Source organism: Cellulomonas endometrii, assembly GCF_949769265.1.
Taxonomy (GTDB): Bacteria; Actinomycetota; Actinomycetes; order Actinomycetales; family Cellulomonadaceae; genus Cellulomonas; species Cellulomonas endometrii.
Genome location: NZ_CATKPC010000002.1, coordinates 135,675 through 149,666 on the forward strand (window position 1 = coordinate 135,675; position 13,992 = coordinate 149,666).

Below are 13,992 nucleotides of genomic sequence, written 5' to 3' on the forward strand. Positions count from 1 at the left end.
CGCCCCGCAACCGCAGCCCCGGTCGCCTTGGCTGCGGGTCAGCACGCGTCAGGTGGTGCGTGATGGCCCGGGGGAAATCGCGCAGCCACAGCGCGCCGTACGACCGGCACCGAGACCACGCACACGAGGACGCGCATGTCCGCGCGGAGGCGAAAGTGCAGGAGTGGGCCGAAGCCGACACCCGCGACAAGCAGGTCGTGTTCGTCGTGATGCACTTCCAGTCGACCAGGGTGACAGCGGAACAGCTCGACCAGTTCCGCCAGCTGCTCCTGCCGTTGTTCCTGCGCACGTCGATGTCAGCGGACTCCGTGAAGCGGATCCTGTCGTTCTTGCTGTCGTACCTCGCCCGACCGCTGCGACTGAGCCTGCCGTTGCGTCCGCGGGAGCTGTTCGACCCGCGCGCCGTGAACCACTTCGTCGTGACGCACGACATCACGTACTCCGAGCGCACCCTCAGCCGGATCTCCTCCGCGGTCCGGCACCTCGCTCACGCCGCGGGGGTCCCGGGATGGGCGAAGACGACGAGGTTCAAGAAGCCACCGAGGGGCGAGCCGCACACCGACTCCGAAGCGGCCCGCCAGTACGTCACCGCTCGCGGCCTGCCTGAGCCTGCACGCACGAACGCGCTCGCCCTGCTCGACCTGACCTACGGTGCCGGCGCCCGCGCCAACCAGGTTCGTCACACCTTCGGCCGTGACGTGACGCCCACAGTCGAGGGTGCCGTCATCCACTTCGTCGGCGCAAACAGCCGTCTGCCGTCCGTCGACCGTCCCGTGACGGGTGACACCGCGGACCGGCTCCTGCAGAGAGCGCAGAGCGTCGGGCCGGACCATCGACTCGTGTGCCCGACCCGCAACGGTGAAGCCCCCTGGGAGGACCTCGTCACTGAGCTGTTCCAGGCCGATCCGTCCCTCGGCCGGTTCCGGATCCAGCGGGCCGCCGACAACTGGTTCATCCGCGGCCTGGAGTCCACTGACGTGATGGCGTTCGTGGAGTCCTGGCAGATGTCTCCCGGTTCCACCGCCCTCACCGACCTCGCCAGGCACGCAACCCGTCCCGGGCTGGACGAGCAGATCCACATCCTCGCCCGCAACAGGCCGGTGCCCGGTTCCGAAGGGACGCCCTGATGCCCAAACGCCTCGCGGACTGGATCTCCGAGTCTTGGCACGAGAACGCCTTCCGCCTCGCCCTGATCGTCCTGAACCGCTCGAAGTTGGACCTGTACCTCGACGAGCGGGTCGCGCTTCTGCACCCCAAGCGCCGTCCAGGGGAACCCGGGCCGGGACGTCGCCCGGTCCGCACGTACACGATCAGGGCGATGCTCGCCGCCGAGATCATGTGCCTCGTCGAGGACCGCCAGGTCACCCTGACGAACATCCTGCACGTCATCTGGCACATGACCCCCGAACAGCTCGACGACGTGGGCATGACCGGCCAGCTCAGCGACACCGCCCGCGCCCGCATGTCGAACCTGGGGTTCCGGTCCAACGAGTACGACCGGATCTCCCGGCGTTACGACGAGATGTTCATTCCCATTGACTCGTCGCCGCACCCCCGGATGGTCCACGAGAAGAACGCCGTCCGGATGCGCCGCCTCGCGGGCCTGTCCGCGGACCGCAAGGCCGAGCTCGCCGCCCGTGAGGAGAGCCTGGTCCACGCTCACACGCTGATCATCGCTGCCGGCTGCGAGGGCGCCCGCCCGAAGCACTACCGCGGGCATGTCCAGCTCGACGAAACCTGGCAGGACGCGTGGGCTATCACGACCGGCACCGGCACCCGCATGGACAAGATGGGTTCGGCGGACCCGGACTCGGCATGGCGATTCGACAAGAGCAACCACTTCTCTCTGTGGGTGCACATGTTCGTGATGACCCAGATGGCGTCAATGCCCCATGAGAGGCGCGTCCCGAACGTCATCACCGGGTTCAGAGCCCGCGAGGCGCGCGGCGAGACCGACGTGGAAGCCGCCGTCGCCGCGATCAAGATGCACATCGCCAACGGATTCGGCCCGCAGAACAACCGTCCCGCTCGCATCTACACCGACATGGGCTACTCCACGAAGGTCAAGTTCGCCCCGGCGATGCTGTCGCTCAGGTATCTGTGCGTCGCCCCGAACAAGCAGAAGCCCCCGAAGCGTGGCTACGCACTCCCCGAGGGTGCCTTCCTCATCGGCGGGAAGCTGTGCTGCGCGGCCGCCCGCAGGCACCTACCCCACCGGTTCCTCGAACCGATCGACATCGACAACGCCACTCCCGAAGAGCTTCGCCACCGCCAGGACGTGGTCGACGAGATCACCCCGTTCATCATGCCGACGAACGGCGTCCCCTACATCTACCCTCCGGGTCACGAACTCGAAGGGAAGGTCGCCTACCCGGTCATCTGTCCCGGCGCGGCGAAGACGTGCGACTGCCCGTTGGTCCCCGATTCCGCCGACCCGACCGGCCGACGCCCGTTCGCGTACGACGCCCCACCGGTCGACACCCCGCACGACGAGCTCCCCGTCGTGTGCCGGACGACGTACTCACGCGTCGTCGTGCCTACCACGTACATGAAGAACATCGACCAGTTTCTGCGCGGCTCGTTCGAGCACGCCGAGCACATGATGGTCAACCGATCCGCGAACGAACGCCCGAACGCTTCGGTGAAACGCCGCGACATCGGCGGCTTCAAGCGCGACTCCATCTTGATGATGGGCCGCGCCCGCGTCTCGGTCGCGTTCGCGCTGGTCTGCGCGCTCGTGTCCATCGCGGAGATGGAGAAGATCGCCGAGAACCCGGGCAGCGTCGACCTGCTCCCGCATTCTCCTCGCGTCGCTGCCGCTCGCCGCCGCGACGCGATCATCGCGGCCGAACGCCTCCGCAACCCCTGACCGCTGGAGTTTTGACACCGTCACCTCGCGTGCCCGCAAACCCTCGCGGGCCACCCGGCCGATCCCATGGCGAAGAAGCGGCAGGTCAAGGTGCACATTGCCTGCTGTCCGTGAGACCGCAGCGAACACCATTGGAGATCTGACGCAGACTCGTGGGAGCGCCGACCCGACGCCCGCCCCCACCAGGCTCTACGAAGCACTCATGAGCCGGACGGTCGACGCGCTGCGGGCCGAGCTCGGTGACGGGCCGCTGCTGCACCGGTACTCCGGCATGCAGGACGAGGAGGGGGCGTTCGTCGCGTGCGCGTTCTGGGGGGTGTCCGCGCTCGCGCTGGTCGGCCGCACCGACGAGGCGCGGGAGTGGATGGACGAGCTCCTGGGTCTCGCGAACGACGTGGGCGTGTGGCCGGAGATGGTGGACGCCAGGACGGGAGACTTCCTCGGCAACCTGCCGCAGGCGCTGAGCCACCTGGCGCTGGTCCAGGCGGCGCTCACGCTCGCGCCCGCCCTGCGGGAGGACGCGGCGGGCGGCTGAGCCGCGGTCAGCCGTCCGTCGTCCGCCCGTCCGGGTCCACCTGGCCGAGCTGCTCCGTCGCCGCCGTCGCGCTCCGGCGCTCGCGTCGCCGGGTCGGCGTGCCGGGCGCGGGGGTGCCGTCCGGGTCGACGGGTTCCAGGACGATCGTCGCGTCGGTGGACCCCGTCGGTCGTCCGCCCGCTGCGCGCGCACCGGTGACCTCCGGCTGCGCGGGAGCGGCGTCGGGCGTGGAGACGTCGGCCGCGGGGGCCTCGGCCGCGGGGGCCTCGGGCACGACGTCGGCAGCGGGGGCCTCCGCCGCGGCGGCCGCGGCCCCGGGGGCGTCCCCCGCCAGACGGTGCGCCGGGGCGGCGTCCGCGGTCGCGTCCGCCGGCGGCGGCGTGAGCTGGATCGCGGTGGTGGTCGCGGAGGGCGCGACCGCCGGGCCGCGGCGGCCGCTGGTGCGCCGCGCCGGGGCGGCCCGCGCCGGCACGATCCGCGCGACCGGCTTGCCGTCGCGGGTCAGCGTGACCTCGTCGCCGTGCTCCACGGACCGGACCAGCTCCGGCAGGCGCGCACCGGCCTCCTCGACGGCGACCGCGCCGGGGCCTGCGGCGGCGGCGTCGCGCGAGAGCCGACGGGCGTCCTGCGCGCGGGTGACCGCCTTCATCGCCTCCATCAGCAGGAACACGATGATCGCGAACCCGAGCGTCAGCGCCCACTCGCGCGGCCCGATGGGCGCCGAGTCGAACCAGGAGTGCATGAACGGCACGTACGTGAACACGAGCTGCAGCACGACGAGCGCGCCGGACGCGATCCACACGACGCGGTTCCCGCGGAAGACCCGCGGCGTGAGGCTCGACTCGCCGAGGAACCGGCAGTTGAACAGGTAGGCGAGCTGCCCGAGGGCGAGCATCGTGACCGCCGTGGTCTGGGCGACGTCCGTGGCGGTGCCGCGCGCCCGCTCGATCGCGAACACCCCGAGCGTCGCGCCGCCGATGAGCAGCGACGCGACGACGACGTGCTCGAGCGACTCGCGCGAGAGCACCGAGCCCCCCGGCTTGCGCGGCGGACGCGACATGACGCCGGGCTCGGCCGGCTCGTACGCCAGCGCGAGCGACAGCGTCACGGCGGTGACGAGGTTGACCCACAGGATCTGGACGGGCGCCAGCGGCAGCGTGAGCCCGAACAGCACCGCCACCAGGATGACCAGAGACTGGGCCCCGTTGGTGGGCAGCAGGAACACGACGGACTTGCGGATGTTGTCGTAGATCCGCCGCCCCTCCTCCACGGCCCGCTCGATGGTCGCGAAGTTGTCGTCGGCCAGGACGATCTCGGCGGACTCCTTGGTCGCCTCGGTGCCCTTGATGCCCATGGCGATGCCGACGTCCGCGCGGGTGAGCGCGGGTGCGTCGTTCACGCCGTCCCCGGTCATCGCCACGACCTCGCCGTGCGACTGCAGGGCGCGGACGATGCGGATCTTGTGCTCGGGGCTGGTGCGCGCGTAGACGTCGACGTCCCGGACGCGCGTGCGCAGCTGCTCCTGGGTCATCGCCTCCAGCTCGGCCCCGGTGAGGGCGTGCACGTCGCCGTCCGCCGCGACGATGCCGAGCTCGCGGGCGATGGCCGTCGCGGTGCCGGCGTGGTCGCCGGTGATCATCTTCACGCGGATGCCCGCGCGGTGGCAGTCCGCGATGGCCTGCACGGCCTCCGGCCGCGGGGGGTCGACGATGCCGAAGACGCCCAGGAAGACGAGGCCCTCCTCGACGTCCGCCGCGTCGAGCGACGTGGCGTCGTCGGCGGCGGGCCGCTCCGCTGCCGCGAGCGTGCGCAGGCCCTGGCCGCCGAGCAGGTCGATGACGCCCTCCCAGCGGGCGCGGTCCAGGGGTTCGGCACGGCCGTCCGCTCCCCGCTGGTGGCTGCACCGGTCCAGGAGCCGGTCGGGCGCGCCGACCGTGCGGACCCGCGTGCCCGAGCCGGGCACGCGGTCGAGCGTCGCCATGAACTTCGTCGCGGACTCGAACGGCAGCTCGGCCAGCCGCTCCACCCCGGAGACGTCCGCGCCGGCCTTGAGCGCGAGGGTGGCGATCGCCCCCTCCGTGGGCTGCCCGACGACCTTCCACTGCCCGTTCTCCTGCACGATCCGCGCGTCGTTCGCGGCGGCCGCGGCCGTGACGAGTGCCCGGAGGTCAGGGTGCGCGTCGAGCGGGGCGGCGGCGCCGTCGAGCGTGATGCGGCCCTCCGGCGCGTAGCCGAGGCCCTCCACCTGGTACGTCGCGGCGGCGGTCACCACGGTCCGGGTGGTCATCTCGTTCTTGGTGAGCGTGCCCGTCTTGTCGGAGCAGATCGTCGTCACCGAGCCGAGGGCCTCGACCGCGGTGAGCTTGCGCGTGATCGCGTTGCGCCGGGCCATCTGCTGCACCCCGAGCGCGAGCGTGACGGTCACCAGGGCGGGCAGGCCCTCGGGGACCGCCGCCACCGCGAACCCGATGGCGGCCGAGACGAGGTCGGGGATGTCCCACTGGTGGATGACCCGGCCGACCACCAGCATGAACGCCGCCATCGCGAGGATGCCGAGGGACAGCGTCCGGCCGAACCGCGCGAGCTGCCGGGACAGCGGGGTGTCGAGGTGGTCGACCTCGGCGATCATCGACTGGATGCGCCCGATCTCCGTGCCGGAGCCGGTCGCGGTGACCACGCCCACGCCGGTGCCCACCGCGACGATCGTGCTCGAGTAGAGCATCGAGGCCCGGTCGCCCAGCCCGGCGTCGGTGCCGACCGCGTCGACGTGCTTGGCCGCGGGGACCGACTCGCCGGTGAGCGCGGCCTCCTCGACCTGGAGGTTCGTCGCCTCGATCAGGCGGAGGTCGGCGGGGACGCGGTCGCCCGAGCGGACCCGGACGACGTCTCCCGGCACCAGGGTCTCGGCGTCGACGACCCGCCACTCCCCGTCGCGCCGCACCTGGGCGTCGAGCGAGAGCATCGTGCGGATGCCGTCGAGCGCGCGCTCGGCCTGGCCCTCCTGGAGGAACCCCACGGCCGCGTTGATCACGGCCACCGCGAGGATCACGGTGAAGTCGATCCAGTCGCCGAGGATCGCCTTGAGCACCGCCGACGCCAGCAGGATGTAGATGAGGATGTCGTCGAAGTGCCCGAGGAGCCGGCGCAGGGCGCTCGGCCGGGACGGCGCGGGCAGCCGGTTGGGCCCCACGTCGGCGAGCCGGCGCTCCGCGTCGGCGGCACTGAGGCCGCTCGGGTCCGAGCGCAGCTGCGCCAGGACGGCGGCGGGCGGCTCGGCGTACGGGGTGGGGGCGGGTGCTGCGGGGCTCGCGGACGAGGCTGTCGCGGGCACGGAGGTCGTCGTCATGTCACCACCTGACGGGTCGGCTGCCCGGCCATCGTGGCACGCCCCGTCCGTCGGGATCGAGCCCCGCGGTGTCCCTGGGGACGACGGGCGGGGCGTCGCGCGCGGGATGCCACGCCCCGCGGCACCCCCGTGCGGGACGGTGGTCCCGGCGGTCAGGAGGCGGCGACGGCCGGCTCGGGGGTGGACGGGACGGCGGGCGACGCGGCGGCGCGACGCTCGAACCCGGACGCCACGAGCAGCGCCACGACGCCGAGCACGGTGATGACCGCGCCGGCCCAGAGCGGTGAGGTGTAGCCCAGGCCGGCCCCGATCGTCAGGCCGCCGATCCAGGCGCCGAGCGCGTTGCCGACGTTGAACGCGGCGATGTTGGCGCCGGACGCGAGGGTGGGCGCACCGGCGGCGTGCCGCATGATCCGCATCTGCAGACCCGGGACGGTGGCGAAGCCGAACGCCCCCATCAGCACGAGCCAGACGACGGTGAGGGGCCGGCTGCCCGCCGTGAGGGCGAACCCGACCAGCACGAGCGTGAGCGCGGCGAGCACGCCGACCAGGGTCGGGGTGAGCGCCCGGTCGGCGCCGCGTCCGCCGAGGAGGTTGCCGGCGAACATGCCGACGCCGAACACGACCAGCAGCCACGGGACGGTGGAGGAGGCGGAGCCGGAGACGTCGGTCAGCGTGAACGCGATGTACGTGAACCCGCCGAACATGCCGCCGTAGCCGAGCACGGTGATGACCACGGACCACCAGACCTGCGGCTCCCGGAACGCCGCGAGCTCGTCGCGCACGCTCGTCGCGGGGGCGCCCTCCTGGGCGGAGGCGGCCGGGACCAGCACGAGGATGCCGACGAGCGCCACGACGCCGATCGCCGTGATCGCCCAGAACGTCGACCGCCACCCGAGCTCCTGGCCGAGCAGCGTGCCGAACGGCACGCCCAGCACGTTCGCGGTCGTCAGGCCCGCGAACATGGTGGCGACGGCACCCGCGCGCCGCTCCGGCGCGACCAGGCCCGCCGCGACGACCGCGCCGATCCCGAAGAACGCGCCGTGGCACAGGGCGGCCAGGATGCGGCCGCCCATCATGACGCCGTAGGTGGGGGCCAGTGCGGACAGCAGGTTCCCCGCGATGAACAGGACCATGAGCCCGACGAGCACCCGCTTGCGGTCGAACCGGGTGACCGCGGCGGTCAGGCCGACCGCGCCGACGGCCACGGCGATCGCGTAGCCGGAGATGAGGTAGCCGGCGACCGGCTCCGTGACCCCGAAGTCCGCCGCCACCTCGGGCAGCAGGCCCATGATGACGAACTCCGTGAGCCCGATCCCGAAGCCGCCGACGGCGAGGGCGAGCAGGGCGAGTGGCATCCGATCCTCCGTGCTGGTGCAGCTGGTGCAACATCCCGCGTCTGCACTAGTTGCGGACGCAACGAAGATGCTTGCACGCGCGTCCTATCGGCGCAAGCGCGCTACGATGGTTCCCGGACGAGGAGGCACTCATGGGGATCGCCGACGACGCCGTGCAGGTGCGCGCGCAGGGCTGGCGCACGCTCGCGGCGCTGCACGGGCTGATCGACGGGGCGCTCGAGCGCGCGCTGCAGTCCGGTCACGAGCTGTCCGTCGTGGAGTTCACCGTGCTCGACGCGCTCTCGCGCCAGGACGGCTGGCACATGCGGATGCAGCAGCTCGCCCGGGCCGCCGCGCTCAGTGCCAGCGCCACGACCAGGCTGGTGACGCGGCTGGAGGACCGCGGGCTGCTGACCCGCATCCTGTGCCAGGACGACCGGCGCGGCATCTACACCGAGCTGACCCCGGCCGGCGAGGCCCTGCTCCGCGCCGCCCGGCCGACGCACGACGCGGCGCTCGCGGACGCCCTCGCGCAGGCGGAGGCCGCGCCCGAGCTGGCGCCGCTCGTCGGTGCGCTGCACGCGCTGCCGGTGGCCGCCGCCGTCTGACGCGTCCGCCCGGCGGGCCGGGCCCCGGGCGAGTGATCCTCGCCATGTTTTACGTGCTGTTCACCCGCAGGGGGTGCAACCGGGCAATTCGCCCAGCAGGATGGGTGAACGGATCCGGATCGAGGGGGGCGAGTCATGGAGCACACGACCAAGGACCAGCAGGCGGCGGACGCGCAGCGCGAGGAGATCGCCTGGACGTCGGTGAGCAACCCCCGGCGCGTGCGCATCTGACGCGCCGGGCGCCATGACCTCCGAGAGCCCCGCGGCACCTGCCGCGGGGCTCTCGTCGTGCTGCCGCAGGGCTCGTGCCGCGCCCGTGGGCCTCAGCGGTCGCGCAGGCGGGCGAGCACCGCGCGGGCGTCGGCCAGCGCCGTGTCGTCCCGGACCCCGGTGACCGCGTTGTAGTACATCCCGTCCCCGACGAGCTGGACGACGTGGGCCACCGCGGGGTCCTCGAGCTCCGCGAGCAGCGCCTCGTACCAGCGGCCGCGGAGCTCGTCGAGCACCGCCGTGGCGTCGTCGTCGGACTCCTCGGCGAGCCGGACGGCCGCGATCAGCGCGCGGTCCAGCGGGCCGCCGGACTCCGTCGACCCGCGCAGGTAGTACTCCGCCGCGCCCTCGGGTGCCGTGCGCATCGCGGCGACGTCGGCCTCGCCCAGTAGCGCGAGGCGCTCGCGCTGCCCCTGCACCAGGGCCGCCTTGCTGGGGAAGTGGTAGAGCAGGCCGCCCTTCGACACCTGGGCCGCTGCGGCGACCGCGTCCAGCGTGGCGGCGCGCGGTCCGTGGGCGATCAGCAGGCCCTCGAACGCGTCGAGCAGGCGGTCGCGGGTCGCGGACATGGGAATGACCGTACCGGCCGTGACGCTATACCGTCCAGACGGTACAGTAACCGTCGTCCCGCCCCGACGAACGAGGTCACCACCATGTCCGCCCCGGCCACCACCGGCCCCTCCGCCCGCACCAGCACGCCCGCCCCGCTGACGCACCGCGGGCGCCCCGTCCGCCCCTGGGCGGTGCTCGTCGTGCTGATGCTGCCCGTGCTGCTCATCTCGGTCGACAACACCGTCCTCAGCTTCGCGCTGCCCTCGATCACGGCCGCCCTCGGGGCGTCGGGCTCCGAGCTGTTGTGGATCGTCGACGCGTACCCCCTGATGCTCGCGGGCCTGCTGGTGCCGATGGGCAGCCTCGGCGACCGGGTCGGCCGGCGCCGGCTGCTGCTGGTCGGGGCCACCGGCTTCGCGCTGGTGTCGCTCCTCGCGGCGTGGTCCGCGAGCCCCGCGATGCTCATCGCGTCCCGCGCCCTGCTCGGCGTGTTCGGCGCGACCCTCATGCCGTCCACCCTGTCGCTCATCCGGAACGTGTTCCTCGAGCGCGGGCAGCGCCGGCTGGCCATCGCGATCTGGGCGTCCGCCTTCGCGGGAGGCGCCGCGCTGGGGCCGGTCGTCGGCGGCGCGCTGCTGACCCACTTCTGGTGGGGGTCGGTGTTCCTGCTGAACGTGCCGGTGCTCCTGGTGCTGCTGCCCCTCGCGCTGCTGCTGGTGCCGGAGTCGAAGGACCCGGCACCCGGCCCGCTGGACCCGTGGAGCATCGTGCTGTCGCTCGCGACGATGCTGCCCCTGGTGCACGCGGTGATCGCGGTGGGCGAGCACGGCGTGACCGGTTCGACCGTCGCCGGGGTGCTGGTGGGCCTCGCGGCGGGCTGGGCGTTCGTGCGCCGGCAGCGCCGGCTCGCGTCGCCCATGCTCGACGTCACGCTGTTCGCCCGGCCGACGTTCTCGGGCGCGGTCGCGGCGAACCTGCTGTCGGTGCTCGGGTTCTCCGGGCTGCTGGTCGTCGTCTCGCAGTTCCTGCAGCTGGCCGCGGGCCTCAGCCCGATGGACGCCGGGCTCGTGCTGGTGCCCGGGCTGGCGGCGTCGGTGCTCGCGGGCCTGCTGGCCGTGCGGCTGGTGCGGTACGTGCGCCCGGGGACGCTGATCGGGTCGAGCTTCCTGCTCGCCGCGGTCGGCTACGGCGTCCTCACGCTCGTCGGGGACGTCCCCACGCCCGTCACCGTCGCCGTGACGTTCGTCGTCATGGGGGTCGGCGTGGGCCTGGCGGAGACGCTGACCAACGACCAGATCACCACCGCCGTCCCGCCGGAGAAGGCCGGTGCGGCGTCGGCGATCTCCGAGACCGCCTACGAGCTGGGGACGACGCTCGGCGTGGCGCTGCTCGGGTCGGTGCTGAACGCCACCTACCGGGCGCGGGTCGGCCTGCCGGGCACGCTCACCGCGGAGCAGGCGGAGGCCGCCGGGGAGACGCTCGGCGGCGCGGTGTCCGTCGCCGACGGGCTGGACGCGACCACCGGGGACGCGCTGCTCGAGTCGGCTCGGCTGGCGTTCGACGCGGGGACGCAGCACGCGGCGGCCGTCGGCGCGGTCGTGGCGGTGGCCGCGGCGGTCGTGTCGTTCGTGACCCTGCGGCGGGCGACCGCGAGCTGAGGGCCGCGGGGCCCGGCTGCGCGGGCCCGCGTCCAGCACCTACCCAGCGCACCGACGCCCAGCACTCAACGTGCGCGCCCGGAGCGCGCCTTCGAGCGCGCGCCCTCCTACGCAGGCCGCCCGCAGCCGCACCGGCGCCGCGGACCCCGCGCCACGATGGCGGCGGGTGCGTGCCCCACACCGAGGTGGCCCCGCCCGCCACGGGCCCGCCCCGGGACACACCCTTCCCGGGGCGGGCCGCCCCGTCCCCGCCCCCGTCCCCGCCGCACGCGCCGGAGCGCCGATGCCCCCTCGAGCCACCGTGACCCCGCCCACCGCGGGCCCGACTGACGCACCCAGCGGCGGTGGCGCGTCGGCGTCGCCGGCGTGCTCTACGTGGTGGCCTGCGGCGCGGGCGGGTGGGTGGCCGCCGACCTGCTGGAGTCGCCCGGCGACAGCAGCCGGCACACCCGTGGCCCCGGCGCGACACGCGAACCGCTGCCGCCCGCCACCATCCCGTACTGGGCGCGGGTGGGTCAGTGAGCCCGCCGGGCGCGGGTCCGGTCCGTCAGCCCGCCGCGCGCACCCGGTCGAGCAGCAGCAGCGCGATGTCGGTGACCTCCGGGACGCCGACCCCGGCGCGGTCCACGCCGTCCCCGGTCGCGCGCGAGGCGTCCGGGGCCGACGCCGCGGCGGCCACCCCGTCCGTCAGCATCACCGTGCAGTAGGGGCACGCCGTCGCCACCACGTCCGCCCCGGTCGCCACGGCCTCGGCGGCGCGCGCCGTGCCGATGCGCGTGCCGATCGACTCCTCCATCCACATCCGCGCCCCGCCGGCGCCGCAGCAGAAGGAGCGCTCCCGCGTGCGGGGCATCTCGACGGCCTCGACGCCGGGGATCGCGGCGAGCAGCTCGCGCGGCGGCTCGTACACCTCGTTGTGCCGGCCGAGGTAGCAGGGGTCGTGGTAGGTCACCCGCTGGGCGTCCGTGCCCGGGGAACGGTCGACGGGGGTGAGCCGGCCCTCCGCGACGAGCCGGTTCAGCAGCTCGGTGTGGTGCACCACGTCGTACCGGCCGCCGAGTTGCGGGTACTCCCGGGACAGGGTGTTGAAGCAGTGCGCGCACGTCACGACCACGGCGCGGGCCTGCGCGGCGGCGAGGGTCTCCACGTTCGCGGACGCGAGCATCTGGTAGAGCACCTCGTTGCCCGCGCGCCGGGCCGGGTCGCCGGTGCAGCCCTCGCCGTCCCCGAGCACCGCGAAGGACACGCCGGCCGTGTGCAGCAGCTCCGCGACGGCGCGGGTGGTGCGGCGGGCCTTCTCCTCGTACGCGCCGGCGCAGCCGACCCAGAACAGGTAGTCGACCTCGGCCGCCGACCCGACGTCCGCCCCGACGACGGGCACGTCGAAGTCCAGGTCCTTGGCCCAGTCCAGCCGCTGGCGGGCGGGGAGCCCCCATGGGTTGCCGCGCCGCTCGAGCTTCGTGAACGTCCCCCCGAGCTCGGCGGGGAACGCCGACTCCATGAGGGTCTGGTAGCGGCGGATGTCGACGATGGTGTCGACGTGCTCGATGTCGACGGGGCACTGCTGGACGCACGCGCCGCACGTGGTGCACGCCCACAGCGCGTCGGCGTCGATGATCCCGGAGGCCACGAGGTCGACGTCGACGTGCCCGGGCTCGACGTCCTGCCCCGCGCGGGCGGCGCGCAGGTAGGGGGCGGTCGCCGCGGCGTGGTCGCGCAGTGCGAGCGTGACGAGCTTGGGGGACAGCGGCTTGCCGGTCGCCCACGCCGGGCACTGGTCCTGGCAGCGGCCGCACTCGGTGCACGTGGTGACGTCCAGCAGGCCCTTCCAGGTGAGGTCCTCGACCGCGCGCACGCCGAGCCGCGCGTCGTCGGGCAGGTCCTCGAGGGCCGCGACGTCCAGGTCGCGGTCACCGACCCGCACGGGCGGCAGCGGGCCGAGCGCGGGGGCGCCGTCCGGGGTGCGGCGCGCGTAGACGTTGAGCACCGCGAGGAACCGGTGCCACGCGACGCCCATCGTCGGCTGCAGGCCCACGACGACGAACCAGGTCATCGAGACGACGATCTTCACGGTCGCGCACACGACGACCGCCGCCTCGACCGCGGAGGTGGTGGCGCCCGACCAGAGCCCGCCGATCCACGCGGTGGTCGGGAAGTGCCAGGCGCTCGCCAGCGCGGAGCCGTCGCGCACCGCGAGCTCGTGCTCGAGGCCGCGCAGCAGGAGCACGGCCAGCACGACCAGCAGGACGGTCGCCTCGACGACCACGGCCTGGCCGGTGTGCGACCCGAAGAACCGGGAGCGTCGCGCGGGCTCCGTGGCGGCCGGTCCGGTGCCGTCGCCCCGCCCGGCGCCCCCGGCGGCGATCGCGCGGGCCGGGGTGGGCGGGAGGCCCCGGGGGGTCGTACGGACGCGGACCGCGATCAGCGCGAGGATGCCGGCGAGCGACAGCCACGCGATGCCCTCGGTCAGCCACTCCCACGGTGCCAGGTGCCCGAGCAGCGGCAGCGTTGCCCGGGGCCCGACCACCTGCGCGTACCCGGTGACGAGGGTGAAGAACAGCACCGGGAAGGACACCATGACGGTCCAGTGGGCGACCTTCACGACCGGGGTGTGCTGGAACCGGCCGTGCCCGAGCATCTCGCGCACCACCTGCCGGGTCCGCCGGCCGACGGGTGCGAGGCGGCCCGGAGCGGGGCGGCCCATCCGGATGGTGCGGGTCAGGCGGAGCGCCCCTCGGGCGAACACCGCGACCCCGACGACGGTGGCGGCCACGACCACGGCGAGGCAGGTGATCCGGAGCGCGTCCACCCGCCCAC

8 protein-coding genes and 2 pseudogenes are annotated in these 13,992 nt (G+C 73.8%); 5 read left to right on the plus strand and 5 right to left on the minus strand.

Going from position 1 to position 13,992, the window contains the following annotated elements; all coding sequences use genetic code 11:
• The first annotated feature begins 59 nt into the window (after positions 1-59).
• The 3 genes from QNH85_RS03105 to QNH85_RS03115 all read left to right on the plus strand — a co-directional run bounded on the left by QNH85_RS03105 (position 60) and on the right by QNH85_RS03115 (position 3,404).
• Complete coding sequence (locus QNH85_RS03105; protein WP_282944553.1) at positions 60-1,127, plus strand: hypothetical protein; 1,068 nt, start codon at positions 60-62, stop codon at positions 1,125-1,127.
• Positions 1,127-2,869 carry a hypothetical protein gene (locus QNH85_RS03110; RefSeq protein WP_282944555.1) on the plus strand — a complete coding sequence of 581 codons (1,743 nt, stop codon included), beginning with the start codon at positions 1,127-1,129 and terminating at the stop codon, positions 2,867-2,869. The genes QNH85_RS03105 and QNH85_RS03110 overlap by 1 nt, the downstream gene beginning before the upstream one ends.
• Before the next feature lie 202 nt (positions 2,870-3,071).
• On the plus strand, positions 3,072-3,404 hold the full coding sequence (locus QNH85_RS03115) for a hypothetical protein (protein WP_346016288.1): 333 nt from the start codon (positions 3,072-3,074) through the stop codon (positions 3,402-3,404).
• Between the two features lie 7 nt (positions 3,405-3,411).
• On the opposite strand, the pseudogene QNH85_RS03120 reads toward QNH85_RS03115, so the two are convergent.
• From QNH85_RS03120 to QNH85_RS03130, 3 genes and pseudogenes are all read right to left on the minus strand, one after another.
• Positions 3,412-3,969: pseudogene (locus QNH85_RS03120) on the minus strand (type II toxin-antitoxin system Phd/YefM family antitoxin); the annotation flags it as partial.
• A gap of 51 nt (positions 3,970-4,020) precedes the next feature.
• Positions 4,021-6,750: pseudogene (locus QNH85_RS03125) on the minus strand (cation-translocating P-type ATPase); the annotation flags it as partial.
• Between the two features lie 152 nt (positions 6,751-6,902).
• Positions 6,903-8,108 (minus strand): MFS transporter, encoded by a 1,206-nt coding sequence (locus QNH85_RS03130; protein ID WP_282944556.1) that lies wholly within the window; start codon positions 8,106-8,108, stop codon positions 6,903-6,905.
• Between the two features lie 131 nt (positions 8,109-8,239).
• Here QNH85_RS03130 and QNH85_RS03135 point away from each other — a divergent pair, with 131 nt between their 5' ends.
• The gene (locus QNH85_RS03135; RefSeq protein ID WP_282944558.1) at positions 8,240-8,695 is read left to right on the plus strand and encodes a MarR family winged helix-turn-helix transcriptional regulator; all 456 of its coding nucleotides are present in this window, start codon (positions 8,240-8,242) and stop codon (positions 8,693-8,695) included.
• 323 nt (positions 8,696-9,018) lie between these two features.
• Here the strand turns inward: QNH85_RS03135 and QNH85_RS03140 are convergent, their stop codons facing one another.
• A complete protein-coding gene (locus tag QNH85_RS03140) occupies positions 9,019-9,534 on the minus strand; it encodes a TetR/AcrR family transcriptional regulator (protein WP_282944560.1) in 516 nt (171 codons plus the stop codon).
• Between the two features lie 84 nt (positions 9,535-9,618).
• On the opposite strand from QNH85_RS03140, the gene QNH85_RS03145 reads away from it, so the two are divergent.
• Positions 9,619-11,175 carry an MFS transporter gene (locus QNH85_RS03145; RefSeq protein WP_282944562.1) on the plus strand — a complete coding sequence of 519 codons (1,557 nt, stop codon included), beginning with the start codon at positions 9,619-9,621 and terminating at the stop codon, positions 11,173-11,175.
• A gap of 547 nt (positions 11,176-11,722) precedes the next feature.
• Here the strand turns inward: QNH85_RS03145 and QNH85_RS03150 are convergent.
• On the minus strand, positions 11,723-13,984 hold the full coding sequence (locus QNH85_RS03150) for a (Fe-S)-binding protein (RefSeq protein ID WP_282944563.1): 2,262 nt from the start codon (positions 13,982-13,984) through the stop codon (positions 11,723-11,725).
• Positions 13,985-13,992 lie beyond the last annotated feature (8 nt).

Coding starts and splice junctions, on each gene's coding strand:
- QNH85_RS03110 (WP_282944555.1), top strand. CDS start 1,127: ATGCCCAAACGCCTCGCGGACTGGATCTCCGAGTCTTGGCACGAGAAC.
- QNH85_RS03115 (WP_346016288.1), top strand. CDS start 3,072: ATGAGCCGGACGGTCGACGCGCTGCGGGCCGAGCTCGGTGACGGGCCG.
- QNH85_RS03130 (WP_282944556.1), bottom strand. CDS start 8,108: ATGCCACTCGCCCTGCTCGCCCTCGCCGTCGGCGGCTTCGGGATCGGG.
- QNH85_RS03135 (WP_282944558.1), top strand. CDS start 8,240: ATGGGGATCGCCGACGACGCCGTGCAGGTGCGCGCGCAGGGCTGGCGC.
- QNH85_RS03140 (WP_282944560.1), bottom strand. CDS start 9,534: ATGTCCGCGACCCGCGACCGCCTGCTCGACGCGTTCGAGGGCCTGCTG.
- QNH85_RS03145 (WP_282944562.1), top strand. CDS start 9,619: ATGTCCGCCCCGGCCACCACCGGCCCCTCCGCCCGCACCAGCACGCCC.